Source organism: Aestuariivivens marinum, from assembly GCF_022662175.1.
Taxonomy (GTDB): Bacteria; Bacteroidota; Bacteroidia; order Flavobacteriales; family Flavobacteriaceae; genus Aestuariivivens; species Aestuariivivens marinum.
This window is the reverse complement of the sequence record NZ_JAKMCR010000001.1, coordinates 1,462,940-1,488,190: the sequence shown is the minus strand read 5'-3', so window position 1 is coordinate 1,488,190 and position 25,251 is coordinate 1,462,940. Positions and strand designations below refer to the sequence as shown.

Annotated in this window: 24 protein-coding genes; 7 read left to right on the top strand and 17 right to left on the bottom strand. The window is 33.1% G+C overall.

Translation table 11 applies throughout. The features are described from left to right. The first annotated feature begins 47 nt into the window (after window positions 1–47). The 3 genes from MR053_RS06435 (at window position 48) to rlmB (ending at window position 3,606) form a co-directional block, all read left to right on the top strand. Window positions 48–1,994, top strand: coding sequence for a S8 family serine peptidase (locus tag MR053_RS06435; protein WP_242131616.1), 1,947 nt, complete (start codon window positions 48–50; stop codon window positions 1,992–1,994). Between the two features lie 25 nt (window positions 1,995–2,019). Further along, on the top strand, window positions 2,020–2,757 hold the full coding sequence (locus tag MR053_RS06430) for a hypothetical protein (protein WP_242131615.1): 738 nt from the start codon (window positions 2,020–2,022) through the stop codon (window positions 2,755–2,757). Window positions 2,758–2,859: 102 nt separating this feature from the next. Beyond that, window positions 2,860–3,606, top strand: coding sequence for a 23S rRNA (guanosine(2251)-2'-O)-methyltransferase RlmB (gene rlmB / locus MR053_RS06425; protein ID WP_242131613.1), 747 nt, complete (start codon window positions 2,860–2,862; stop codon window positions 3,604–3,606). A 3-nt stretch (window positions 3,607–3,609) separates the two neighbouring features. On the opposite strand, the gene MR053_RS06420 is transcribed toward rlmB, so the two are convergent. Next, window positions 3,610–4,335 carry a rhomboid family intramembrane serine protease gene (locus MR053_RS06420; protein ID WP_242131612.1) on the bottom strand — a complete coding sequence of 242 codons (726 nt, stop codon included), beginning with the start codon at window positions 4,333–4,335 and terminating at the stop codon, window positions 3,610–3,612. 137 nt (window positions 4,336–4,472) lie between these two features. Here MR053_RS06420 and MR053_RS06415 point away from each other — a divergent pair, with 137 nt between their 5' ends. Continuing rightward, complete coding sequence (locus tag MR053_RS06415; RefSeq protein WP_242131611.1) at window positions 4,473–5,756, top strand: replication-associated recombination protein A; 1,284 nt, start codon at window positions 4,473–4,475, stop codon at window positions 5,754–5,756. 24 nt (window positions 5,757–5,780) lie between these two features. On the opposite strand, the gene MR053_RS06410 is transcribed toward MR053_RS06415, so the two are convergent. The 6 genes from MR053_RS06410 to radC form a co-directional block, all read right to left on the bottom strand. After that, a complete protein-coding gene (locus MR053_RS06410) occupies window positions 5,781–6,644 on the bottom strand; it encodes a hypothetical protein (protein ID WP_242131610.1) in 864 nt (287 codons plus the stop codon). Then, window positions 6,634–8,040, bottom strand: a complete 1,407-nt coding sequence (locus MR053_RS06405) for a DUF5723 family protein (protein WP_242131608.1) — start codon at window positions 8,038–8,040, stop codon at window positions 6,634–6,636. Before MR053_RS06405 ends, MR053_RS06410 begins: the two co-directional genes overlap by 11 nt. Further along, entirely contained in the window at window positions 8,037–8,603 is a 567-nt protein-coding gene (locus MR053_RS06400; protein ID WP_242131604.1) for a hypothetical protein, read from the bottom strand. The genes MR053_RS06405 and MR053_RS06400 overlap by 4 nt, the downstream gene beginning before the upstream one ends. Before the next feature lie 39 nt (window positions 8,604–8,642). Then, window positions 8,643–9,335 carry a YjjG family noncanonical pyrimidine nucleotidase gene (locus tag MR053_RS06395; RefSeq protein ID WP_242131603.1) on the bottom strand — a complete coding sequence of 231 codons (693 nt, stop codon included), beginning with the start codon at window positions 9,333–9,335 and terminating at the stop codon, window positions 8,643–8,645. Further along, a complete protein-coding gene (locus tag MR053_RS06390) occupies window positions 9,322–10,626 on the bottom strand; it encodes a polysaccharide deacetylase family protein (RefSeq protein ID WP_242131602.1) in 1,305 nt (434 codons plus the stop codon). The genes MR053_RS06395 and MR053_RS06390 overlap by 14 nt, the downstream gene beginning before the upstream one ends. Before the next feature lie 84 nt (window positions 10,627–10,710). Continuing rightward, the gene (gene radC / locus MR053_RS06385) at window positions 10,711–11,409 is read right to left on the bottom strand and encodes a RadC family protein (protein ID WP_242131600.1); all 699 of its coding nucleotides are present in this window, start codon (window positions 11,407–11,409) and stop codon (window positions 10,711–10,713) included. A 141-nt stretch (window positions 11,410–11,550) separates the two neighbouring features. On the opposite strand from radC, the gene MR053_RS06380 reads away from it, so the two are divergent. After that, on the top strand, window positions 11,551–13,077 hold the full coding sequence (locus MR053_RS06380; protein ID WP_242131599.1) for a sulfatase family protein: 1,527 nt from the start codon (window positions 11,551–11,553) through the stop codon (window positions 13,075–13,077). A 135-nt stretch (window positions 13,078–13,212) separates the two neighbouring features. Here MR053_RS06380 and MR053_RS06375 read toward each other — a convergent pair whose 3' ends face one another. The 4 genes from MR053_RS06375 to MR053_RS06360 form a co-directional block, all read right to left on the bottom strand. Next, window positions 13,213–14,568: a UDP-N-acetylmuramate--L-alanine ligase gene (locus MR053_RS06375; protein ID WP_242131597.1), complete on the bottom strand. Its 1,356-nt coding sequence runs from the start codon at window positions 14,566–14,568 to the stop codon at window positions 13,213–13,215. A 142-nt stretch (window positions 14,569–14,710) separates the two neighbouring features. Then, complete coding sequence (locus MR053_RS06370) at window positions 14,711–15,661, bottom strand: tetratricopeptide repeat protein (RefSeq protein ID WP_242131595.1); 951 nt, start codon at window positions 15,659–15,661, stop codon at window positions 14,711–14,713. A 223-nt stretch (window positions 15,662–15,884) separates the two neighbouring features. Further along, window positions 15,885–16,610: an SDR family oxidoreductase gene (locus MR053_RS06365; RefSeq protein ID WP_242131594.1), complete on the bottom strand. Its 726-nt coding sequence runs from the start codon at window positions 16,608–16,610 to the stop codon at window positions 15,885–15,887. A gap of 44 nt (window positions 16,611–16,654) precedes the next feature. Then, window positions 16,655–17,179, bottom strand: coding sequence for a DUF4136 domain-containing protein (locus MR053_RS06360; RefSeq protein ID WP_242131593.1), 525 nt, complete (start codon window positions 17,177–17,179; stop codon window positions 16,655–16,657). A gap of 76 nt (window positions 17,180–17,255) precedes the next feature. Between MR053_RS06360 and MR053_RS06355 the strand changes: the two genes are divergently transcribed. Continuing rightward, on the top strand, window positions 17,256–18,191 hold the full coding sequence (locus tag MR053_RS06355) for a glycosyltransferase family 2 protein (RefSeq protein WP_242131591.1): 936 nt from the start codon (window positions 17,256–17,258) through the stop codon (window positions 18,189–18,191). Here MR053_RS06355 and MR053_RS06350 read toward each other — a convergent pair. Continuing rightward, window positions 18,174–18,590, bottom strand: coding sequence for a sugar 3,4-ketoisomerase (locus MR053_RS06350; RefSeq protein WP_242131590.1), 417 nt, complete (start codon window positions 18,588–18,590; stop codon window positions 18,174–18,176). The two genes, MR053_RS06355 and MR053_RS06350, sit on opposite strands and share 18 nt — an antisense overlap. A 14-nt stretch (window positions 18,591–18,604) precedes the next feature. Then, a complete protein-coding gene (locus MR053_RS06345; RefSeq protein ID WP_242131589.1) occupies window positions 18,605–19,444 on the bottom strand; it encodes a glycosyltransferase family A protein in 840 nt (279 codons plus the stop codon). Between the two features lie 36 nt (window positions 19,445–19,480). Here MR053_RS06345 and MR053_RS06340 point away from each other — a divergent pair, with 36 nt between their 5' ends. Further along, entirely contained in the window at window positions 19,481–20,617 is a 1,137-nt protein-coding gene (locus tag MR053_RS06340; protein WP_242131588.1) for a glycosyltransferase, read from the top strand. Between the two features lie 18 nt (window positions 20,618–20,635). Here MR053_RS06340 and MR053_RS06335 read toward each other — a convergent pair whose 3' ends face one another. Genes MR053_RS06335 through MR053_RS06320 form a run of 4 tightly spaced genes read right to left on the bottom strand, consistent with a single transcriptional unit; the run spans window position 20,636 to window position 25,112 of the window. Further along, window positions 20,636–21,928: an O-antigen translocase gene (locus MR053_RS06335; RefSeq protein WP_242131587.1), complete on the bottom strand. Its 1,293-nt coding sequence runs from the start codon at window positions 21,926–21,928 to the stop codon at window positions 20,636–20,638. A 20-nt stretch (window positions 21,929–21,948) separates the two neighbouring features. After that, on the bottom strand, window positions 21,949–23,016 hold the full coding sequence (locus tag MR053_RS06330) for a DegT/DnrJ/EryC1/StrS family aminotransferase (RefSeq protein WP_317221705.1): 1,068 nt from the start codon (window positions 23,014–23,016) through the stop codon (window positions 21,949–21,951). Between the two features lie 29 nt (window positions 23,017–23,045). Next, window positions 23,046–23,990 (bottom strand): FemAB family protein, encoded by a 945-nt coding sequence (locus MR053_RS06325; protein WP_242131583.1) that lies wholly within the window; start codon window positions 23,988–23,990, stop codon window positions 23,046–23,048. 24 nt (window positions 23,991–24,014) lie between these two features. Beyond that, the gene (locus MR053_RS06320) at window positions 24,015–25,112 is read right to left on the bottom strand and encodes a sulfatase-like hydrolase/transferase (RefSeq protein WP_242131582.1); all 1,098 of its coding nucleotides are present in this window, start codon (window positions 25,110–25,112) and stop codon (window positions 24,015–24,017) included. Window positions 25,113–25,251: the final 139 nt, after the last annotated feature.

The following is a 25,251-nucleotide window of genomic DNA, read 5'->3' as shown; positions in this document are numbered from 1 at the left end:
TTTATCATTTGAATTAATTATCTCTATCTTTTACACTAAATCTGGAAATGACAATTAGAGTATTCTTTTTTTTATTACTTATTCTATCTAATATAATTTCTTATGCCCAGACTGAGGCAGAAAGAAAAAAAATATCTGATAGCTATGATATGACCAAAATTGAACGGTTAAAGCATAAGTTACAAAAAGAAAATCTTGAAAGAAAGGAAAGAATAAATAAATACCTTGAAAATAAAGGACTTAAAAAAAGATTTAGTAAGAATGGCAAAACCTATGAAATTCATGATATAGTGAATGGCAAACCCATATATTTCACCACTCATAATTTAACAAGTGCCAAGGCAACCAAAGCAGCCAGACTATGGTCCGGTGGTAGTTTGGGGCTTGATTTGAATGGTGAAAATATGATTATTGCGGTATGGGATGAAGAAGATGTTAGAGCCACGCATCAAGAATTTTTGGATGATCAACCCATGCCCGAATCTAGGGTTACTTTTCCAGAACTAGCAGGAACGACTCGACCTGCCAGTAATCATGCAACACATGTTGCCGGTACACTTATAGCCAATGGTACTGTCACAAATGCTAAAGGCATGGCCCCTAAAGCATTGTTAAGATCCTTTGATTGGGATTTAGATGATGATGAAGCATTGGATGAAGCTCAAAACGGGTTGCTAGTTTCAAATCATTCTTATGGTGTATCCATTTTTGATGATGCTATACCAACCCCTAATTTGCAGGTTTCAAGCTCCAATATAGGTGCTTATAATTCTGATGCTAACACTTGGGATGATGTTGCCTATACGGTTCCTTATTACCTAGCCGTTAACTCTGCTGGAAATGATGGTGAAGATTCTTATACTGGAGGCTTAGGCACAGGGTATGACAAATTGTATGGTAACAAAACTGCCAAAAACAATTTGGTAGTGGCCAGTGCCAATATTTTTGTAAATGGATCGGGAGAAATTAGTTTTTTCCAAAGAAGTAATTTTAGTAGTCAAGGACCAACAGACGATTTTAGAATAAAACCAGACATAACTGGTAGAGGTGAATCTGTATATTCATCTGGTGTAGATGCAGATAATGATTATTTCACCACAAGTGGAACATCAATGGCTTCGCCTAATGTAGCTGGTTCATTAATTTTATTACAACAGCATTATAACAATCTTAATTCTAGTTTTATGCGTGCTGCGTCATTAAAGGGTCTTGTATGCCACACCGCTATAGATGATAATTTAAAACCAGGACCAGACCCTTGGTTGGGTTGGGGTGTTTTGAACGTTGAAGCTGCTGCTAATATAATTACCAATAACTCTAATGGTTTAGCTGCTATTAATGAATTAAGCTTAAACAATGGTGGAACCTACACTTACAATTTTAGTGTTAGTTCCCCGGGTTCGATAAAAGCAACCATTTGTTGGACGGATCCACCGGGATCAGTTTCCAGTAGTCCTGGTAATTCAATGACACCGCGATTAGTAAATGATTTGGATTTAAGAATTACCGATCCTAGCACTACAGTTTACACCCCTTGGAAATTAGACAAAACAGATGTTACTGCCAATGCCATAAAAGGCGACAATGATGTTGATAATATAGAAGTCATTGATATTACTTCTGGAAGTGCTGGAAATTATACTTTAACAGTAACGCACAAAGGTACACTAACTGATGGACAGCAAGCCTTTTCCTTGATTTTAACGGGAACTAACCTTACTTTAAGTACCTCCAATAAATCAATAGCCAATGTTTCCATATGGCCAAACCCAGTTAAAGATAGATTACATATAAACTTTTCTTCCAAATTGAGTGCTAACAGCAAAATCGAATTAAATGATATTCAAGGTAGAAAAGTTTTTTCGAAGGTTATAGGCTTAAAAGAAAATCAAAATAATTACACCATTAATGTAATGAATTATAATCCAGGTATATATGTTTTAAATATTTCTAATGGGTTATATACTCAAAAACAAAAAATTATTATAAAATAAAAGATTAACTCAAAAAACTAATATTATGAAAAAAATATTATCCTTATTTACAATAATGCTCGTCTTTGTTGTATTTACCAATTGCGAAGAAAATGAAATTACTCCTAAGGTTTTAGAAATTGATTACGTGGGCTTTGAATCAGGTTTTATACTAGGTGTTGATCCAACTGGAACAGCGGAACAAGAAATAAAAATTGCTACTTCCAATAAAACAACAAGTGACCGAACTTTTAACCTTGTTGTGGACTCTGACTTAACAACTGCTGATGCTTCTGCATATTCAGTACCTAACTCAGTTACTGTACCTGCTAATTCAAATATAGGTGTTTTTAATATTGCGGTTATTGGAGAATATATTGATCCTAGTGGTGATGACATTTTAGCTATTGGTTTTTCATCAAATGATAATAATGTATTTGTTAGTGGTTCAATAAGTTTGAATTTAAAACAAGTATGTCCTAACCCAGAGCTTATATTAGATATTACTTTTGACCCCTGGCCAGAAGAAATTTTCTGGAGATTATTAGATAGTAGTGGGAATACATTGTTTGCAAGTGCTAACTTAGCGTACGGTGCCTATGCTGGTTTATCCGGAGGAATAACAAAACCTATGTGTTTAGCTAATGGCTCCTATACTTTTGAAATTTATGACCAATATGGTGATGGAGCAGGACCATTTAGCCTTACTTATGATGGTTCTGTTGTATTTTCTTCAGACGGAGGCTACGGACCTGGTACTAGTCATACTTTTACATTACCTTAAATAAAACTTAAATTATATACATCATTTTTTCGATAATGTATTAATATATAAAAGTCCTATTTTAAATTTAAAATAGGACTTTTAATTTTATACCTTTACCCCATGCAAAACCAAACGCAAATATTCGGTATACGAGCGGTTATAGAAGCTATTAATGCTGGTGAGAGTATAGACAAGGTATTTTTACAAAAAGGCTTAAGAGGCGAGCTATTTGGTGAATTGGAGGCTCTTTTGAGAAAACAGGCCATTAATTCGTCTTATGTCCCAGCCGAGAAGCTTAATCGATTGACCAAAAAGAACCATCAAGGGGTGGTCGCCCAAATATCCCCTATTGCTTTTCACGATTTGGAAGATTTGGTTTTAAATGTTATTGAATCTGGAAAAATCCCACTCTTTTTACTTTTAGACCAATTAAGTGATGTACGTAATTTTGGCGCCATTATTCGAACTGCCGAATGCACGGGTGTAGATGGCATTATCATACAAAAAAAGGGAGGCGCTCCCGTTAACGGCGATACGATTAAAACCAGTGCTGGAGCAGTGTTTAAAGTACCTATCTGTAAAGTAGACCACATTAAGGATGCCGTATTTTACATGCAATCTTCTGGTATAAAAGTGATCGCCGCTACAGAAAAAACCAACAATACACTTTATGATATTTCTTTTAATGAACCATGTGCCATCATCATGGGTTCTGAAGGTAAAGGCATAAACCCATCTATTTTAAAAGTAGCTGATGCAAAAGCGAAACTGCCACTGTTGGGCGAAATAGAATCCTTAAATGTTTCTGTAGCATGTGGCGCTTTTTTATATGAGGCAGTTAGGCAGAGACTGTCTATTGACGATTGAAAGTTATTCTTTTTTCTCCTTATAGGTATAATTTATTTTGGGTTGATTGTTGTCAGACTCAGGTCCTAAGTTTTCAATAAAGTTGCCTTCTGCATCAAAATGCCTTAAAAAAGGATCCTCATCTTCATTGTAACTTTCTTGTTCCCATATATATTTTTTAGGCTTTGCAATTTCTTTTCTAAAAAACAAAGCAAAAGCCAACCCAACTATTAACCCAGACAAGTGACCTTCCCAAGAAATGCCTTCCTCAATGGGCAGGGTATACCAAATCATACTTCCGTATAAAAAAACAATTAATAGAGATAATGCTATTAACCTAAAGTGTTTTGCAAAAATCCCCTTAAAAAACGTAAAACTGATTAAAACATATATTAACCCGCTAGCACCTATATGGTAAGATGGCCGTCCAATGTACCATGTTAATAGTCCAGAAAACAATATACCCCATAATATTACTTTCCAAGTGATTGCCCTGTAGAAATAAAACATAGCAGCCGACAAGACAAACAATGGAATAGTGTTATGGTAAAGGTGTTGAATGTTACCATGTATAAACGGACTAAGTAACACACCTCGTAATCCTTTTAAAGTTTGGGGATAAATTCCATATTTGCTAAAATTAAATCCAAAACGAACCTCGAACCAAAATACTAACCATATGATAAGCACAAAGAAAACAGGATAGGCAATAACACCTGTTGAAAATTTAAATTGGCTTTGTACTTTCATAATACCTAATATAACAAATAGTTAACCAATTTTGACTTTAATGCTAAATTGGCAGAAATCAATTCTGTTGTTCAATCGCAATAATTAGTACAAAATAAGATTCCTTTTTACAAAGGAATTGTTTTAATTTTACATTTATGAATGCCAACGAACCTTTAGCAGAACGTTTACGACCAAAGACCTTGACAGATTATGTTAGCCAAGCCCATTTAGTTGGCCCAAATGGCAGTTTAACGCAACAAATACATCAAGGATTAATTCCATCCATGATTTTTTGGGGGCCACCAGGCATAGGAAAAACAACACTTGCAAACATCATAGCAAACGAATCTGGACGGCCATTTTACACCCTAAGCGCCATAAATTCTGGAGTTAAGGATATACGTGATGTCATTGACAAGGCCAAACAAAGTGGGGGTTTGTTCACCACTAAAAATCCCATTTTATTTATTGACGAAATTCATAGGTTTAGTAAATCTCAACAAGACTCCTTATTACAAGCTGTTGAAAAAGGCTGGATTACACTTATTGGTGCCACCACCGAAAACCCGAGTTTTGAAGTCATCCCTGCGCTTTTATCGCGTTGCCAGGTATATATACTAAATGCCTTTGATAAAACCGATTTAGAAGTACTTTTAAAACGTGCCATTGAACAAGATGAATTTATATCCAAGAAAAACATTACACTTAAGGAAACCAATGCGCTTTTAAGACTTTCGGGAGGTGATGCCAGGAAGCTACTGAATATTTTTGAGCTTATTGTGAGTTCGTTTACGACCAATAACATAGAGATTACCGATGCTATTGTGCTACAAAAAGTTCAGAATAATACGGTACGATATGACAAAACTGGCGAGCAACATTATGATATTATTTCAGCATTTATTAAATCCATTAGAGGCAGCGATCCCAATGCAGCGGTATATTGGTTAGCCAGAATGATTGAAGGTGGTGAAGATGTGAAATTTATTGCACGGCGTTTACTAATATTGGCAAGTGAGGATATAGGCAATGCCAATCCAACAGCATTGGTTATTGCAAATAGCACCTTTCAGGCTGTCTCAACCATTGGTTATCCAGAATCTAGAATAATACTAAGTCAATGCGCTACTTACCTAGCTTGCTCTCCAAAGAGTAATGCTGCTTATCAAGCTATAGGCAAGGCGCAACAATTGGTAAAGGAGACTGGGGATTTAAGTGTTCCGTTGGAGATTAGAAATGCACCAACCAAACTCATGAAAGAACTGGGCTATGGCGATAATTACAAATACGCCCACAACTACGATAATAATTTTGCCAACCAAGAATTTCTCCCTGAACAAATACAAAACACTAGATTGTACGAACCAGGAAAGAACGCTAGGGAAAATGCCCAACGGGAGTTTTTAAAACAACGTTGGAAAGACAAATATGGATATTAGAGATATTAGACCGTAGTTTAAATTTTAGAATTTTATATCCAATGTTTTCTTGATTGGTGTACTTCCCGCCAATTGTTCTATTACCCATTCATTACCTTCTTTGTAAATAATCGCACTAATGCCTTCTACCAAAAATACGTTGTTTACACCTGTTTCAACAATTTTATAAATGACTTTAGGTGAACTGTCCACTAACTGAAAACCATTTTCGATAGCTTGGGCATATAGCATACTTTTGGGAGCTTCTTGAACTTCTACAACCTGTTTTTTTGTTACAACAGGCTTTTTAACTGCTACAACTTGAGGTACATCCTGTTTAATTTCGGTGGGTTTAGCTTGCTTTTCTTCTTTCAAAGATTGAATTTCGGCTTTAAGCGCCTCAATTTCTTTAGTAACCGCTTTAGTTTCAGCTTTAGGTTCAACAGATGTAGTGGTAGCGACTACAGATGTATCAGGACTATAGCTATAATTAACACTCTCAAAGGATTCAAAAGCATTTCTCAAAGCATCATTATAAGCCTTTGCAAATTCCTTTTCCCTACTTTCACCCACTTGCGAAGTGTAAATCACTCTATCGTTACAATCCTTAAGTACTATGTTAAGTTTTGTTTTAAATAGTCCAGAATCTTTTATTACATCAGACTTTAATGCCAAACATCTATTAGCAACCATATCTTCTGGATACCCCTCACCTTCCATTATTGATTCAAAACCATATTTTTCAAACAAAAATTTAGCTAAGCCATTTAATCGATATTGATTTTCCTCCTTTAAAAAATCGAACTTTTTCGGAACAATTACATATTTATAATTGTTTAAGTTGGATTGGGAAAATATACTGTTAACAAAAAAACAGATAAGTACATAAAATATTAGTTTAGTCTTCATTTTTATTAAATATATAGTTAAAACCTAATTGTACAGAGGCACTTTGCGTATTGTAAATATTTTTTAAAGATAAAAAATTATCTGCCATAACATAAAAATTTAAGCTTCCTAAATGAGCAGACACACCTAAACCTATGTTACTAAAAGAATAAGAATCTACTGTATAGGTTACTTTTGCTCGTAAACCTTTAAAAAAGTGTCGATAATAGTAGGCCGTTAATGCCGATTGTGGTCTCTTTGGCCTATTGATTGCATAAAGTTGTAATCCAACAGCATTCATATATTCGTCATCATGCCTGGTACAATCGCAATCTTCATATTTTTGTTTTCCAAAGACATAATTTAATGAGGCATTGAACTTTATTGGTCGCCAAGTGGTATATTTAGTTGTAGTCTCATCAATATCTACTAAATCTTCAAAAGCTTCTCTTACTTCATTCCAATAATCTTCTGCGGTTTGACCCTCATTTGCTTCTGGAAATAAAGGATTTATACCTTCAAATACGTATTGTCCCTTAATTTCATAATTCGTTATGTCCTTACTATGCCTTACAAAACCAATATCCAATAAACTTACATCAAAAGTCCATTGCTTGGTTATATTATAAGAAACCCCAACATCAAACCCCAAGCCTAAATTACCTCCAAGAAGTGTTCTTTTAACAATATCTTTTTCTGAAAAATCAGAATCTTCATCCTCGTCTCTAATTATTCCTGAAGTTTGAAGCGCAAAATCAAGATTAAAAGTATGGGCATAAAAATTATTAACGCCTTGTCGGGTTACAAATCCACCATCATTTTTAATTGAATGGAAGTTAACTATGCTGGAATATATTTTACCTCGAACACCATACGTAAATTCCCTATTCACTTTCTTATTATAACCTACATGAAATACTGAAAGCGCTTCCCCTCTTAAGCTGACATGATTCAATTGAAAGAACTCCCCAATGTTATTGGCATTACCTTCCAGAGCCAATACAGCTATATCTTTAGGAAAGTAGGAAATAAAATCGGTTTCTTGGTACAATCCAAAACTTAAATATTTATTTTTCCTCTTGAAATCACCAAATGAAAAACCTCCCGATAACACTTCAAGCTGTTGTGTGAACGTGAAAAAATCATTTGGTTTCATCCTGTTCACTGCTCTTTGGAGCTTTACATTAAAGTCGATGCCATCATCAGCAAAAAGGTCGTAAACGGTAGTTCCTGATGTTCCTGCACTAGCATGGATGTGAGATAATAAAGGAAATCCAAGATACCCTTTGTTTTTAACTTTACCTCCTGGATTTAACATAAGGGATTGAGGTATGTCTGAAAACCCATAAAGTATTTGTTTGTTTTGGGAAAACGACAAACAGCTGATAAGGGCTAATAAAGCGCTCAGTTTATTCATTCTGAAACGTCTATTGATGTATAAAACAACCCTTTAGACTTAAGCTCAACACGTCCTGGGGTATTATCGTTTAAGGGATCTCCACCAGCAAGTACCTGCATGGTTAACACCACTTTATTAGAAGCCTTTAAGTCGTCAAGTGCTTGGTTTTCAAAAATTTCAGTATGTGTAGTAATAATATCAGTATTGTTAGGGGATGCTAAGGCCATTAAAGAAAATCCATGTCGCTTTTGGTTATTGATATCAAAAAACTCGATGGTTACGTTGCTGCTTCTATTTATGGAGTTAATTACCTTAAAAACAAATTCAGCTTTTACAACATAGTCCACAAAAAAATCACGGTTAAACAAATCGATGATTACGGAATCCCTAACCGTAACCAATTCGGTATTATCAACAAAAAACTCAGTAGCATCAGCATTGAAAAAAATCAAATCGGAAGCCACAATAGGCTCCAAAACCAAGTCGTTTGCTTGATTAAAATCAACCTGTTTAGTACAGGATGACATAAATAAACAGAAAATAATTAAGGGTAATGTATACTTTAAAAATTTCTTTATCATAGCTTTAGTAAAACGAACAACTTTATGAACTTAGTATTCTTACAAAAACTTTTTTAGATGAATTAATTTATCAACTTGTTTAATCTCACCATTTAGATTACCATTAAATGTTCCAAATAAAATAGCGCCCATTCCAATATCAATGGCTCCTAGAATATCTGCTTCGTAGTTATCACCTATCATTACTGCTTGGTCTGCTCTTACTTTTGCAACCTTCAAAGCATGCTTAAAAATCTTAGGGTTAGGTTTTTTAACCCCTACATTTTCTGAGTTTGTAATTGTTTTAAAATAATGATGAATTTTGGACTTCGTTAGTTTGCCTTGTTGGACTTCTTCAAAGCCATTGGTAATAATATGTAAGTTGTAACTTTTTTGTAAATAGTCTAAGATTTCAAAAGTGTTTTCAAACAAATGATTGAACGAAGTTAAATGGGTAATATAATCTGAAGACAAGCTATTAATTGTCCCCTTAGTAACTTTATAGCCTACTGCTTCAAAAGCATCACTTAATCTGTTATAACGCAATGTTGCCTTATCAACCTTCTCCTCTCGGTAAAGTTTCCAATAGTTTAGATTTATGGGCTCGTAATAGGATAAAAAAGTACCTAAATCAATGTTGATATTATTAATTTTAAAAATCTTATGGAAAGTCAAGGCTGAATTCTTGTCGAAATCCCAAAGGGTGTGATCCAAATCAAAAAAAACGTCGGTTATACCTTTAAGCTTTTCCATCTGCAGAATCTAGAATATTATTAAACAGTTCCTTAAACCCATTCCATCTGGACACACTGCTAAATGTATAATTATGGAAAACGGGTACAAATTCACCATCAACCTGTTTTATTTCAGTAATAATCTCATTTAAAACTTTTTTCTTATCCAATAAGGATTTGTGTTTTAAAAGGGCATAATCCATAATATGGTAGGAGTTTATCTTAAGAGGTGTTTGTGTTTCATAATCCAAATCATAAAACAAAAATGGCGTACAAGAACCTGCCCTAAATCCTACTTGGTTAACATATCCCATGGTATAGTCTTCTTTTATTTCTAATTCTACCAAATTTCTATAGGATTCGGGGAAATTAAGTTTGGAATACGATTGACGTGATGCGACCAATGAGGCATTTATTATAGATTCCATTTGTAGTTTTTCTTTCTTTAAAATTGCACTATTTTCGATAGCAAAATACGATGCTTTTAATCCTACATGACAATAGTCTGCAATATGCTTTATTAAAGATTTAAACTCCTTATTGTTAGGATTGGTTCCTTTATCGTATGTAGAATAACCACCAACCAAAAAGAAAAACAGAAATTTAAATTTAGTCTGTTTTTGCTTGTTAATAATGTATTTGTAGTTATCAAAGGGATCATGTTTAAAACCAAAAAGAACCATAAACCTGTTATAAAGCGTTTTAAGCTTTAAACTAAAAACATCCTTTATAATACCTCCTATGGTGCGCATAACACCTTTTAGCCTAAAATTATAGGCACTGGGTATATCTATTATTGGTTTTATGCCATACTTTTTTTTTGGGAATTTAAAATCTGGATATTGTTTTTGTATCTGAGCCTTGAATTTATAAGCCCAAATATCTACTACTGGTTGATGCAAAAACCCATATTTAAAAGCAATACTTTCAGTAGCTAAAAAACGACCATAATCATCCCGAACCTGTGGTAAATATTCTTCATACCGTGATAAAAGATAAAATGCTGCAGCAAAAATATCGAATGGCATTGCACTTTTGTCACCATTATAAAAAAAGCACTTGGTGTTTTCCCAATCGTGTACATTAATTTCTATATCTGTAATACCTTGCTCAAATAGTATATCGTGACTTTTTATAAAAAACTCATTCCCCAATTGTTGTCTGGTATAAGACATTTTTGCATTATCATGGGCAATAAAATCTTCTATTTTTGTGGTAAATGCCACCTCAATTCCTAAAATTCGTGTACAGATATGTTTAAAAACATATTTTAATCTTGGTGATATGCTATGTGTATAAACTAAAAGCATCTGTTAAACATAAACAAATTTTTATTTTTAAATTCCAAACTCCATTACTTTACTAATTTAATGCTATATACCATAATATCATATTTACAAGAGGGTCTCATCAGCAAAACTAAAGTATGCTTTTTCGGTTATAATTAGGTGATCCAACACGTTTATATCTAAACTTTGTGCAGCTGTCTTAAGTTTTTTTGTAATTTGTTTATCGGCTTCACTAGGTCTTAAGGTTCCAGACGGATGGTTATGAGCTAATATTAATCCTGTTGCCCCAACTTCAAGAGCATTTTTAAGTACCAAGCGTACATCGACCAAGGTTCCTGTAATCCCGCCTTTACTTAATTGGTGTTTATGAATAACTTTATTGGAATTGTTTAAATAAATGATCCAAAATTCTTCATGCACCAACTCCCCGATTACAGGTTGCATCAATTCGAAGACCGATTTGCTAGAATTAATTTTCTGCTTTTGAAGCGCTTCCTCTCCCCTTCTTCTTCTTCCTAATTCCAATGCAGCTGCTATAGTTATGGCTTTAGCTTCACCAATACCCTTAAATACCATAAGCTGCTTTAGTGATAACTTACCTAGCTCACTCAAATTATTGTCAACACTGGCTAAAATACGTTTACATAAATCTACTGCACTTTCATCTTTATTACCAGAACCAATTAAAATAGCTACCAACTCGGCATCACTTAGAGCAGCTTTTCCTTTGTTAAGTAATTTTTCCCTGGGCTGATCATCTTGCGACCAGTGTTTTATGGAAAAAGAGGGTTTTCTTTCAGACATTTTATAAATATAAATATTGTAGTTTTATAAATCAAAAAAACAGATTGTTTAAATTATCGTTTTATAATGAAATTCATAACCAACTTTAAGAAACATATATACAGCCTAATTGTTTGGTCTTCATTATTTATATTAATTTGTTTGAACTGCTCTAAACCTATTAAAAAAGAGGTAAAAAAGCCAAACATTATCTATGTATTGGCAGACGATCTGGGCTATGGCGATATTTCAAGTTTCAATCCAGATAGTAAAATTAACACCTCAAATATCGATAAAATTGCCAGTGAGGGAATGAGATTCATAGATGCCCATACTTCGTCGGCTGTTTGTACGCCAACACGTTACGGCATTTTAACGGGACGCTATAATTGGAGAAGCAGACTTAAAAGTGGTGTTTTAACAGGTAAGTCTAAAGCCTTAATACCAAATTCTAGGAGTACAGTTGCCTCAATGCTAAAAACCCAAGGCTACCATACTGCATTTATTGGAAAATGGCATTTAGGTTGGGATTGGGCCTTAAAAGATGAAGACAATACCTCTGGAGAGGGCTGGAATCCTGTCGATTTTAATAATATCGATTTTTCCAAACCTATTACCAATAGCCCAAACGATTTGGGCTTCGATTATGCCTATGGCCATTCAGGATCTTTAGATATGGCACCTTATGTTTATGTTGAAAATGGAAAAGCGACCATGATTCCAGATTCGGTTACCAAAAACACGGGAAAATATTCGTGGTGGCGTAAAGGTCCAACATCAAAAGACTTTATTCATGATGATGTGACCCCTAACTTTTTTAGGAAATCCTTCAAATACATTGCTGAAAGATCCGAAGAAAAGCAACCCTTTTTCCTATACTTAGCATTACCTTCACCACATACCCCTATACTTCCAACTGAAGCATGGAAAAATAAAAGTGGGGTAAATCCTTATGCTGATTTTGTTATGATGGTCGACGCCTTTATGGGCCAACTAACAGAAACCTTAAAGCAAAATGGTATTGAGGATAATACGCTTGTTATATTTACTAGTGACAATGGCTGTTCGCCACAAGCCGATTATGTTGTTTTAAAAGAAAAGGGACATAATCCTAGTTCTATTTACAGAGGTCATAAGGCTGATATTTTTGAAGGTGGACACCGCGTACCTTTTATAATGAAATGGCCAAAAGGTATCAATAAAGGGTCTACATCAACCGAAACCATTTGCACCACCGATTTTATGGCGACCTGTGCCGAACTAACTGGTTATACATTGAAAGACAATGAAGCCGAGGATAGTTATAGTATGCTATCCCTATTTAAAGATAAAAACCTTAAAACCCCTTTTAGGGAAGCTACAGTACACCATTCCATTAACGGTAGTTTTGCTATAAGAAAAGGCGATTGGAAGCTTATTATGTGTCCTGGATCTGGAGGATGGAGTTTTCCTAGACCTTCAGACAAAGCAGCTATAGATTCCTTACCTGAAAATCAGTTATATAATTTAAAATCAGACCCTAGTGAAACTCAAAATTTAATAGTAACAAACAAAGAAAAAGCTGAAGAATTAAAAGTATTGCTCGCAAAATATATTACCGAAGGTAGAAGTACACCTGGTACCCCACAAAAAAACGATGCTATTGATTTTGAGTGGAAACAGGTAGAATTTATTAATGATAATATCTAATAAATCCTTTGATTTAATTTTGGTTTTTAAGAAAAAAACATCATTCCAGTGAAAACAGGAATCCATATTTTTTTAAAGATTTATTATTTAGTACCCTATACAATAACAGATAGCTTTAATATAATAAATACCATATTATTTGATCAGTCTTTTTACCACCTCAAAATCCAATCCACCATAATTTCCCGAACTCATTAAAAGCAGTACCTTATCACTAAAATTTTGAGAAAACAAAAAGTTTTTAAAATCTTCTGGGTTTGTGTAAATTATTAAATCGTCCCGTTGGAACGCCTCGGCAATTTGCTCGTGGGTCACTTCCTCCAGTTTTTTAATTTCAACGGCATGGGGCGAATAAAATACCACAGCCATATCGGCAGCATCTAAAGCACCTTTATATTCCTTTAAAAATTCGGCATTCAGGCTGCTATAGGTATGCAATTCCAAACAAGCCACTAAAGTCCTATTTTGGTATTGTTCCTTTACGGCTTGGGTAGTGGCCTGCACTTTACTAGGAGAATGTGCAAAATCCTTAAAGACTACACTTGTTTTACTTTCCGCTATCTTTTCCAAGCGTTTACTGGCTCCTTTAAAAGTGGCAATAGCTTCGTAAAAATCATCTTCATCTACACCCATATGCTGACAAATCCATTTGGCACCTGCAAGGTTATTTAGGTTATGTTTACCAAAAATTTCAATGGGCAGATCACCTTCAGGGGTCGCCAACAAAGTTTGTCCGTTTTCAACAGTATATTCCGGAGTATGGTATGGAATCTTTCGAATAGTATTATCACTTGCTTCTACCACATGCTTTACCTCAGGGTCTTCTTCATTGTAATTAATACTGCCTCCACTAACTATGGAATCTACAAATATTTTAAACTGCTCTATATAATTTTCGAACGTTGGAAACACATTAATATGATCCCAAGCAATACCACTCAACAATGCTATATTAGGTTTGTATAAATGAATCTTGGGGCGTCTATCTATCGGGGAACTTAAATATTCGTCGCCTTCCAAGACCATAAAATCAGCATCTTCAGTAAGTTTGACCATAACATCGAAGCCTTCCAATTGGGCACCAACCATATAATCTACATCACGATCATGATACTGCATAACATGTAAAATCATTGAGGTTATAGTTGTTTTACCATGGCTACCGGCTATAACCACACGGGTTTTGTTCTTGGATTGCTCGTATAAAAATTCAGGGTAACTATACACTTTTAAACCCAATTCTTGAGCCTTTAACAATTCTAGATTATCGGCTTTGGCATGCATTCCCAAAACAACGGCATCAAGCTCTTTAGTGATTTTTTCCGGAAACCACCCAAACGTATCAGGTAATAACCCTTTGGCTTCCAATCTGGATTTAGAAGGCTCGAAAATAGTATCGTCACTTCCTGTAACTCGATATCCTTTATTGTGTAGGGCCAATGCCAAGTTGTGCATAGCCGCACCACCTATGGCAATAAAATGTACGTTCATAAAGCAAATATCAAATTCCAAATATCAAATTCCAAATTATTTGTATAGAAGTTATTTCACTGGGATTTATAGAAACCCCAACTACCCTTTGCATTATTATATCATGTGTTTTGATGACCTAAATATATGTTCAAGACTACAACTAAAGCTGCAAAATTTTTTCCCGATATACTTTAAAGGGTTTTATTTTTGGAAGTTCGGCCAAAGCTAAATCTATATATTTAAGAGCTTCCTGTTTATTCTTTTTGTGCATATGGATCTGTGCTAAACGGTAATGTGCCCAAGCCTTTGGCACACCGTCTTGTATCGAATAATTTTCGATAAAAGTCTTTAAGCATTGCTCGCCTTTTTGAAGCTGTACATTATATTCGGCCGCAATTTTACCAATTTGGTAATGTAAGGCATTACGATTGTGTTTTTGTTGGGCATCTTCAACAGTTTTAATGGCCTTTTCTGGTTTGTCTGTACTTTCGTAAAACGAGGTAAGTTTAGAAAAACAGGTTAGTGAACCTCCAACATTAATGGCTAATCTATAATATTTTTCAGCCAATTCGGGTTCATCGTCATACTCATAAATATAGCCCTTGGCCAGATACCCATCTACAGTTGAAAGGTTTTCCAATTCCTCAGCAAATGTTAAGGATTTACTTTTACTACCCCCTAAGATGCCGGGCAATTGCATGTACAATTCTACTAAAGCCCAACGGACTTCAATATGGTTGGGATCCAACTCGGCCGCCCTTAAAAATGATGCCTTAATATCTCCTATAAAACCCAAAGATTTTAGCTTGTTTTCCAAGGCCTTCATCCCCAAAACACCACCGTATTTATAATGGTAATTGGCCTCTAAGTCATTGACCTCCAACAACCTTTTGTACTGAACAATAGCTTGGTCCCATTTCTTTTGGTGCCCATACGCATCTCCCAATAACTCAATAGCTTTTAAATGGTTAGGGTGGTTTGTCAAAAAATCTATGATTACTTTTTCTGCCTGGAGATATTGTTGACCCTTAAAAAGGGTAGTAATATTTTCAATATCCAATTGCCCAAACATAAGGATAGGAAAAAGAAGAAAAACTAAAAATTTATTCATAGCATATAGGTCGAAAAAGCAAAGTTAATCTTTCTACTTGACTTAAAAAATGGCCAACTTTACTCAACCAATAGTAATTATTAGGTATTTATTATGTTCTTGGATATAATTTACGGGTTAACTATGCCGGTAATATGAGCAATGGCTTTACCACCATTTAAAGCATATATGTTCCCGAGTTTAGTAGTCATAGTGAAGGCACACGTATAACTGTAGAATAAAATTATTTTGTTGGTGGTTTGCTTGGACGCACTTCTATTTTACTCGGTAAAGTTCTTGGATTCATTTTAATCAAATCGACAACCAATTCGCCTATATCCTCTATTTGGATTTTCCAAGCATCGGAATCGTCTGGAGTATTACCGTTAAAATGTGTTGAAACCGAGCCTGGCATGATGGTACTCACTTTTATATCATGTTGTCTCAAATCCAACATCACCGCTTGGGTAAAACCAGTGAGTCCAAATTTACTGGCATTATAGGCCGATCCCTTTGCAAAAAAATTAGTGCCCGCTAAACTGGAAATGGTAATAAAATAGCCTTTAGACTGTTTTAAGGCATTAACCGAAGCTTTTATGGTATAAAACACACCTGTTAAATTGGTATCGATGGTGTCTTGCCATTGTTGTGGTGTTAAATCCTCAATACTCGCAAAATACCCTAACCCAGCATTGGCAATAACAAAATCCAGTTGACCAAATGTTTCTAAAACCAATTTCACCGCTTCCTGCTGACTTTCAAAATTTCTCACATCAGCTTGAATTCCCATGGCAGTTGCCTCACAACTATTATTAGCATTCAACTGTTGAGCAGCTTCTATAGCAGATGCTTCGCTTCTACTAGTAACCGCTACCTTAATGCCTTGTTCCAATAAGGCCTGAGCTATGCCAAACCCTATTCCTTTTGATCCTCCAGTAATAAGAGCTACTTTATTTTGTAATGATTTCATTGGATTATGCTTTTGGTAAAGCTACGAAAAATGAAGTTGAAGTTTTAAGACTTTGGCGGGTATTTGCTTAACACTTTTTTTACAATGTTATTGAGGTGGACTTCCCTTTTTTCTGCTGTGGCATTTGGATTAAAGCTAGATTCACTTACTGCTTGCCAAAAAAGACCTTTACCGTTCTTTTCATCAACAAAATCGAATGTAATCTGTCGGTTAATATTGGCCTGTCCTACAGGCAAACCTATGGAGATACCACCGCCTACATTTCGACCACCACCGCCAAGGCCTACACCTACGGTGCTTCTTTGTGCCTGCTGGAATTCGTTGCTTTTAATATCGATGAAAAAATCTGGTGTTTCGGATAATGAGAATCCATGTGCTTTCATATGTAAATCAAGAGCATCCAATAACCGCTTGGTATCCAGTTCACTCAAACCTGTTTGCATATCGCTATAGTAGTTATAGGTTTTGTATTGGGAAAAATTAGTATCTTTTTCGAAATCGTAATTAACGTAAATTGGTGCACAAGACGCAACACACAATAATAACACTAGAAATCGCAATATATTCATCTTTTTTTTATAAAGTTAATCAAAAATTATTCCAACAAGCTGAAAACATTATTTTTGCTAGATAAGTCGTATACCCATGCCTTTTTTTTCAGTAGTCATACCGCTTTATAACAAAGAAGCTTATATAGCAGACACCTTAAACAGTGTGCTCAACCAGACATTTGAGGACTTTGAAGTGATTATTGTTAATGATGGCAGTACAGATGGGAGTTTGGAAATGGCTTCTAGTTTTAAAGATCAACGAATTAAAATTTTTAATCAGGAAAACCAAGGCGTTTCTGTTGCCAGGAACTATGGGATAGAGCAAAGTCAATCTGATTTTATCGCATTACTTGATGCCGATGACATCTGGTATAAAAATCATTTAGAAGAGCTTAAAAAGCTAATTAAAACTTTTCCGGAAGCGGGGTTGTTCTGTAATAATTATAAGGTAAATCGAGATAAAGATTTTGTTACCCCTACAAAGTTCAATTTTAAATTTGATAACAAATGTTTAATTATAGATGATTTTTTCAAGTCCAGCATTATTAACTGTGTTGCTTGGACCTCATCTGTAGGTTTTAAAAAACAAGATTTTGAAGAAATTGGTTGTTTTGATATAAATTTACTAACCGGACAAGACATTGATTTATGGATTAGATTTGCTCTAAAATTCAAAGTTGCTTTTAATCCAAAAACGACTACCCTTTATAATAATTATGATCTCTTGAGTCTTTCGAATAGTAAATATAACAACCAAAGATATGATTTAATCAATAAATTTATTGAAGAGGAAAAAACTCTACCATCGCTCAAAATATATCTAGATATAAATAGGTATGCCTTAGCCATAAGGTGCATATTGAATGATGAAAAAGTTCTCTTTAAAAAGTTAAAAAAAGAAATTAATTATAGTAACCTTAATTTCAAGCAACAAATATTAATACGATTACCTAAAAAAATATTATGGTTATCTAAAAAAATTCAAGACTACTTAATTCGAAACGAGATCTACTTATCGTCTTACAGATAACATAAATTGACGATAATCACGAATATAATCTTCTTCTTTAAAAATATCCGAGGCAATAACCAAACATATTGCTCCTGAAGAAAAATTTTCTAATTCCCTCCATATCATTGTTGGTATCAACAAACCCTTACTGGGCTGATTAAGCATCACTCGATCCTTATTTTTTCCGTCTTCTAAAACAACATCAAAACTTCCACTCAATGCAATAAGGACTTCTGATTGTTCTTTGTGTGCATGCCCTCCCCTTGTTGCTCCACTAGGAACATCATATAAATAATAAACACGCCCAATATTAAAAGGAATACACTTTTCTTCAATGACAGACAAATTCCCTCTACCTTCTTTATCTATAATTTTTGGAATATCTAAAATTTGAGTGTTTCTTGTTTTTAATCCCATAAAATCTAATTAAATTATCTTTTCTCAATTCCTTTTTTTATTAATTCTTTGTAATGATAAATTCCTTTTATCCCAACCATATATTTAGATCCAAATTCATTTAATTTTATTTCATGGGCCATAAATGCATGATATAGATACTTGATTAGCTTTAAATAAGTCAAACTACCAGAATACTTATAAATTAAAGCACTACGTGCAAACACCATAGGATCACTTCCCATCACTCTTCCTGAACTAAAATAGTTGTGAGTTAAAATAACAGCTCTTTCAAAATAAATTTTAATATTTTCTTTTAAAGCATCTCTCAAAAAAATGTATTCATCAGCAGTTGGAAATATTGCTCCTAAACCAAAATTAATATTAAATCTTATACCTGACCTTAGAACTCGAGATCTCCTAAAAGCTATAACAACTGAATTTACGGTAAGTAATGTTTTTTGATTATGCCACTCTATATTAGGATAAGCTTTGAAAAGTTGTCCTTTATCATCCTCCATTTGAAAAGTTATAATATCAGCATCCTTTTTTTTATCAAACGATGCCATTATTATTTCTTTAAAATCATTTTTGTACTTAATATCATCATCCGCAAATAAACAAATCCTTCCGGTAGCATGTTTGATTGCTAAATTTCTACTTAATGACAGACCTTTTTCATAAGCATTAACAACCTTTACATTTTTGTAAGTTGATATTAATTCCTTTCCTTTTTCAGTTTGATTGATTATCAAAATATTATAAGAAGAAAAATCGGAACTGGGAAACATCTTTGAAAGAAAAGAAAAGTTGGTTCTTTGCATGGTAGAAATTAAGATTTCAAAATCGTTCTCTTTTCTTTCTGCCTTTATCATTAAAATTTATCTTTACAACAAAGATAGATAATCTCTATGAAAATTTTATTAATTGGAGAATACAGCAGGCTGCATAATTCACTTAAAGAGGGCCTCATTAAAAATGGACATGATGTTTTGTTGGTAGGCTCAGGTGATGGATTTAAAAATTTCCCTGTTGACATTAATATACGACCTGTATTAATTGAAAAACCTTTTTACTTCTTTTTTGAAAAAATTTTCTATAAACTATTTAAAATAAGTTTAGCCCAGTATGAATGTGCTTTTAGATTTTATAAAATATTGCCAAAACTTAAAGGCTTTGATATAGTACAATTAATTAATGAAAACAGTATTAGAACTCACCCAAAATTAGAGATTTGGTTATTAAAAAAGCTTATCCTCCAAAACAAAAAAATATTCCTTTTATCCTGTGGCACTGATTATATTAGTGTTAAATATGCCTTTGATAAGAAATTTAGATATTCCATTTTAACACCATTACATGAAGACCCTAATTTAAAGAAACACTTTGTGTATGTGTTAAAATACATCAAAAAACGATATTATAAACTTCATAGATTTCTATACCAACAAATAGAAGGTCTTATAGCATCAGATTTAGATTATCACATTCCCTTACTTAATTATTCTAAATATTTGGGACTCATACCCAATCCTATAAATACTGATTCAATATCTTATATTACAAATGACTATTCTTCTAAAATTGTTATTTTTCATGGTATCAACAGATTGAATTATATTAAGAAAGGAAATATCTTTTTTGACAAAGCATTAGAACTTATCCAAAAAACCCATGCCGACAAAGTTGAAATTATTAGGATAGAAAACATTCCTTATAATGAGTATATAAAACTTTATAATCGCTGCCATATATTACTAGATCAGGTTTATGCTTACGACCAAGGCTATAACGCCTTAGAAGCCATGGCTAAAGGAAAAGTGGTTTTTACAGGTGCAGAGAAAGAATGGTTGGAATATTTTAATCTTGAAGAAGATACTGTAGCTATAAACGCTCTTCCCAATGAGCAGAAAATAGCTGATAAGCTAGAGTGGTTAATATTAAATCCAAAAGAGATAAGAAAGATATCAAAAAACGCCAGAGCATTTATTGAAAAAGAACACCATTACATAAATATAGCAAAAACCTATATCTCTAAGTGGAAATAAAACTAATGGCTTTAGAGTTTATGGCTTGTTATTTTTGTTTAGTTTATAAAAATAACCATAAACTACCATTATCACAACTACGAGGTAAACAATGAACCTATAAAAATGGGCCATCACAACCCCTGTAGCTCCATACAGATCTACTAGATACTTGGAAAAGACAAAAAATAAGCCCAATGAAATCAACTCCGTAAAAATAAAGCTTTTAACCAATTTCTTGGCTAAAAATTGATGAGCAATCACTAGAGAGGCAAGTCTAATAAAATCTCCCATTAACTGCCATTTAAACAGCGGCTCCAATCCTACGAAATTAGGATATATGATATTGATAATAAAATCTCTAAAAATGTATATCAACAACATTCCAAGACCGAATAATGGTAGTAACGTTTTATAAATATTTATTACTTCTTTTAAAAACCCATTTCTATCATAAATCCTCGAAAATTTGGGAATAACATATAGTGTAAAAATGGCTGAGGAAAAAGCCATGTAATTCTTAGATATAAAGTTCATGGCTGTCCAATACCCTGCTTCATTAATATCAATTCTATTGGTTATCATAGTCCTAATATCTAACTCAACATAATTTAACAAAACAGTAGAGACAAAAGACATAAGTGTAAATGCCAACAACTCTTTGGCAAATGGCAATTTTAAACTTAATGTTTTAATCTGTATGAATCGCTTTAGGACAGAACCAAATATATAAACTATAACCAAAGATTGAATAATAGGTGTTATAACAATTGAAAACAAAACACCTTCTAAGTCAAAAGAATATAAGCTAACTAAAAGAACAACAACAGATAACAAATAGCTAAATAAGTCTATTTTTGCATATTTCTTATATTCTGAAAGACCATTGATAACTCCATGAAAGACACGATTAATACCAATTAAAATAGGCAATAAAGCCAAAACCCTAATTAACCAAACAACATCTAGGTCTTTAAATAGTATGGTATTTAACCATGGGGCTAAAAAAAACAAACACAAACTGGTAAGCAATGAACCTATAAAAACAAAAGTAAATGCAGTAGAAAATAATTTGCTTATCTCTTCATTATCATTTTTGAACTCAGCAACGTATTTTACAATTCCATTGAATATTCCTAAGGAAGATGTACTAGTAATAATTTGGATAAGATTTCTAATCTGGCCTATTTTAGCTATCCCAACCTCTCCTACAGTAACCGCCAAAAACCTTTGGACAATTATCGATATTACCAAACGTGTAGATATTACAACTGCATTTACAGAGGTAATTTTAAACAGAAGATTATTGACTATAATATTCTTGATACGCATCAAAATGTAATAATCTATAATTAAAAATTATTAATAGCATAAACAATCTCATACAACTCTTCATCTGTAAGCATAGGGCTAATTGGCAAACTTAAAACTTCATTATAGATTTTCTCTGTTATGGGTAACAATAAATGACCCAACTCCCTATACGCTTGCTGTTTATGAGGAGGAATTGGGTAATGAATTAATGTTTCAACGCTATTAGCAATCAAATAAGTTTTTAGCTTATCTCGTTCTTTATGCCTAACTACAAATTGATGAAAAACATGGTTTTTTGAAGCATTATAAGTTGGAAAAATTATTGCTTCGTTATTTATGGATGTACAATACATTTTGGCAATTTCCCTCCTCCTTTCATTATCTAAATCCAAATGCTTTAGCTTAATTTTTAGGAAAGATGCCTGTATTTCATCCAATCTGCAATTATATCCTTTAATATCATTTTCATAAGTTGATATCCTTCCATAATTTCTCAATCGAAGTAAAACGTTTGCCAAATCATCATCATTTGTTGTTATAGCTCCCGCATCACCTAAAGCTCCTAAATTTTTGGTAGGATAAAAACTAAACGCAGCAGCATTTGATAAATTACCTGCCTTTCTACCATCTTTATGTATTGCTCCATGAGCTTGAGCCGCATCTTCAATTAACAATAAGTTAAAATCTTTTGAAATTTCTTCTAATGCCACAACATCATATAGTCTTCCATATAAATGAACTCCTAAAACAGCCTTTGTCTTTTGAGTTATCACTTTTAAAATTTCGATAGGATTAACATTAAAAGTCTCTAAATTAGGCTCGACCAGAATTGGTACTAACCCAGTATTACTTACCGCTAGAATTGTAGCAATGTACGTATTAGCAGGAACAATTATTTCATCCCCTTCTTTTAGTTTACCAAGCACTTTATAGGCCTCTAAAATTAATTTTATAGCGTCAAGCCCATTGCTTACCCCAATGCAATATTTTACCCCACAGTAGATAGCATAATCTTGTTCAAATTTGTTTACTTGATCTCCTAAAATATAGTTTCCAGAATCTAAAAATGATTGAAAGGAGTCCATAAACTCCTTTTGAAACCTCATGTTCACTTTATGTAAATCTAAAAACTTAATCATTCTAAATCCAAACTAAAAAAATGCTGTAAATATACTCTTGCTCCTAATTCTTCTTTTTGCTTAACTAATCCCGCATTAAAACCCATGTCGTTGTTTTCAACAACAGTCCCCATAGAAAAGTATTCTTTATTTTCTTTTTTATACTTATAAATTAAATGTAGAAACAAATAATCCAATGCTCTAAATTTCTCACCCTTTAAAGATGTTGCGCCGTATTGAGATTTGACAACACCTCCCATTTCAAAAATAGTTATACCTGCCAATATTTCACCTTCTAAATAGATATTAAACTGTTTAATATTATTGGGAAAAGCATTTTGTAAGTTATTTATTTCAAACAATGTATGTACTGGCTTTGTATTATGTTTTTCAAGGAGTCTTTTTTTGAGTATTCTATCCCAGAAAATGGAAAGTTCATCATTTTCTTTTATTTCAAACCCAAAAACTTTGGCTTTTCGAAAATGCTTCAATTTTGTTTTATGTATATTAAAAGGAAGCTTATAATCTATTGCAAAAACCATTTCACTATGAAATGTAGTGTGTTTTTTCGACAAATAATACCCCAATTCATAACTCGGCTCCGAGCAGTAAAATCCTGGTATCTGTTTTATAAAAACCTTTGAAAATCCTTTAAGTTTTAAAAAATTAATTACTGAATCAAAAATGGCCGATATTTTTAGAAATGATGTTTTTTTCTCCAATATTAACCCGCCGTAAGTTAAACCTTGATGTGAATAAATTGAATTACTTACTTTATTGGCAGGCATTAGAGCTACTAGTTTCTCATTTTTGTATACCAAAAGCGAATAATCTTCAAACCTATCCGCATGGTATTCCATAAAATCCCTATAAAAAAGAAATGTAGCATTCTTAGCACTTGAAACAAAACGGTCCCATTGTGCCTTATATTCTGGTTTATATCTTTTTATTGATAAAATCACTACGGTTTTAATAGATGAATAAAGTTAATTTGAAACTTTGTTAAATACAACTTCACCCTTTTCATTTATATATTCATAAATACCTGATGGCGCTCCTTTTTCTATAACCGTAAAACTCTTATCGGACTGTAAATTATGTAATAGTTTGTCATCCTCGCTTAGATAAGCAAACAAGACCCTAAATAAATTAACATTTGTTTTTAATTGATCGTCATACTTTTGAAGCGTTTCTTTACCCCACTTTATTGCTAAAGCTGTTGAGAAAATAGAATAAATTAAATCTCGGTCCGTTTGTTTTATTTTACACTCCATAGTATAATCAAAACCAACAAATCCTCCATGGTCTGCTATTATAACTATAATTCCATTTTCATCTTGGTCTTCTATTTCTTCAATTATTTCCTTTAACCATCTATTACTTTTTTCTAATTGATTAAGATAATTTACTCTTTCTATATCTCTCCCACTCGAATAGCTTTTATATGTACTTATATGACCTGGCTGAAGTTTTTCTATAAAAAAGAAATTTGGCCGACTATTATTAATTATAGCTTCTTTAAAATCCCGTAAAATATCTTTATTCATTTCAAAACCCTTTCCTAAAAAGGACACTTCACCTAACTCTATATTGCAGTAATCGTAACCCATTTCTGGTCTGTTAAGTAATAAATAAGATTTTTCTAACAACAAATTGGTTTTATAGCCATTTTGCTTAAAAACCTTTACTACAGGGTTTTCGCCAACAATAATATCTCTAGCATTATATAATTCTTTATAACTACTATTAGTATTATTATAATAATGATGCTTCATACAAAACATGGAGCTATTTGAAGATAAGGTCGAAAAATAGTTGCTTCTAAAATTGTTATATAGTTTAAACTTTTTATCTTTTAAAAAGACTTCAAATTCACTATTGTTATATTGATAATAACCTCTTTCTAACTCTGAAAAATTTGGGTAACCATCAGGCTGAATAATATAAATATTAGGTTTTCTTTTAAATTCAACGTTAATAATTGAGTCCGGTTGTATTGCCCATTCATTATTGCAATTGAACTGTTTATTTATATCTGGAAGCAACATTGGTAAAACAATAAGTGCCATTATTAGTTGTAGCATTACTATTTTTTCAAAATGTTTCTTTATAAATATCGCAATAAACAAAGCCAATATAATTGCGATTAGCAAAATTTTTCGTTTAAGGCCATATATACTAAAAGTGATTAAAAATATAAAAAGGCAGATATTTAAAATTGGA

Coding starts and splice junctions, on each gene's coding strand:
- MR053_RS06430 (WP_242131615.1), top strand. CDS start 2,020: ATGAAAAAAATATTATCCTTATTTACAATAATGCTCGTCTTTGTTGTA.
- MR053_RS06335 (WP_242131587.1), bottom strand. CDS start 21,928: ATGCGTATCAAGAATATTATAGTCAATAATCTTCTGTTTAAAATTACC.
- radC (WP_242131600.1), bottom strand. CDS start 11,409: ATGTCTGAAAGAAAACCCTCTTTTTCCATAAAACACTGGTCGCAAGAT.
- rlmB (WP_242131613.1), top strand. CDS start 2,860: ATGCAAAACCAAACGCAAATATTCGGTATACGAGCGGTTATAGAAGCT.
- MR053_RS06405 (WP_242131608.1), bottom strand. CDS start 8,040: ATGAATAAACTGAGCGCTTTATTAGCCCTTATCAGCTGTTTGTCGTTT.
- MR053_RS06355 (WP_242131591.1), top strand. CDS start 17,256: ATGCCTTTTTTTTCAGTAGTCATACCGCTTTATAACAAAGAAGCTTAT.
- MR053_RS06415 (WP_242131611.1), top strand. CDS start 4,473: ATGAATGCCAACGAACCTTTAGCAGAACGTTTACGACCAAAGACCTTG.
- MR053_RS06360 (WP_242131593.1), bottom strand. CDS start 17,179: ATGAATATATTGCGATTTCTAGTGTTATTATTGTGTGTTGCGTCTTGT.
- MR053_RS06375 (WP_242131597.1), bottom strand. CDS start 14,568: ATGAACGTACATTTTATTGCCATAGGTGGTGCGGCTATGCACAACTTG.
- MR053_RS06435 (WP_242131616.1), top strand. CDS start 48: ATGACAATTAGAGTATTCTTTTTTTTATTACTTATTCTATCTAATATA.
- MR053_RS06420 (WP_242131612.1), bottom strand. CDS start 4,335: ATGAAAGTACAAAGCCAATTTAAATTTTCAACAGGTGTTATTGCCTAT.
- MR053_RS06330 (WP_317221705.1), bottom strand. CDS start 23,016: ATGAGGTTTCAAAAGGAGTTTATGGACTCCTTTCAATCATTTTTAGAT.
- MR053_RS06345 (WP_242131589.1), bottom strand. CDS start 19,444: ATGATAAAGGCAGAAAGAAAAGAGAACGATTTTGAAATCTTAATTTCT.
- MR053_RS06410 (WP_242131610.1), bottom strand. CDS start 6,644: ATGAAGACTAAACTAATATTTTATGTACTTATCTGTTTTTTTGTTAAC.
- MR053_RS06320 (WP_242131582.1), bottom strand. CDS start 25,112: ATGCTACAACTAATAATGGCACTTATTGTTTTACCAATGTTGCTTCCA.
- MR053_RS06350 (WP_242131590.1), bottom strand. CDS start 18,590: ATGGGATTAAAAACAAGAAACACTCAAATTTTAGATATTCCAAAAATT.
- MR053_RS06400 (WP_242131604.1), bottom strand. CDS start 8,603: ATGATAAAGAAATTTTTAAAGTATACATTACCCTTAATTATTTTCTGT.
- MR053_RS06365 (WP_242131594.1), bottom strand. CDS start 16,610: ATGAAATCATTACAAAATAAAGTAGCTCTTATTACTGGAGGATCAAAA.
- MR053_RS06370 (WP_242131595.1), bottom strand. CDS start 15,661: ATGAATAAATTTTTAGTTTTTCTTCTTTTTCCTATCCTTATGTTTGGG.
- MR053_RS06395 (WP_242131603.1), bottom strand. CDS start 9,335: ATGGAAAAGCTTAAAGGTATAACCGACGTTTTTTTTGATTTGGATCAC.
- MR053_RS06340 (WP_242131588.1), top strand. CDS start 19,481: ATGAAAATTTTATTAATTGGAGAATACAGCAGGCTGCATAATTCACTT.
- MR053_RS06390 (WP_242131602.1), bottom strand. CDS start 10,626: ATGCTTTTAGTTTATACACATAGCATATCACCAAGATTAAAATATGTT.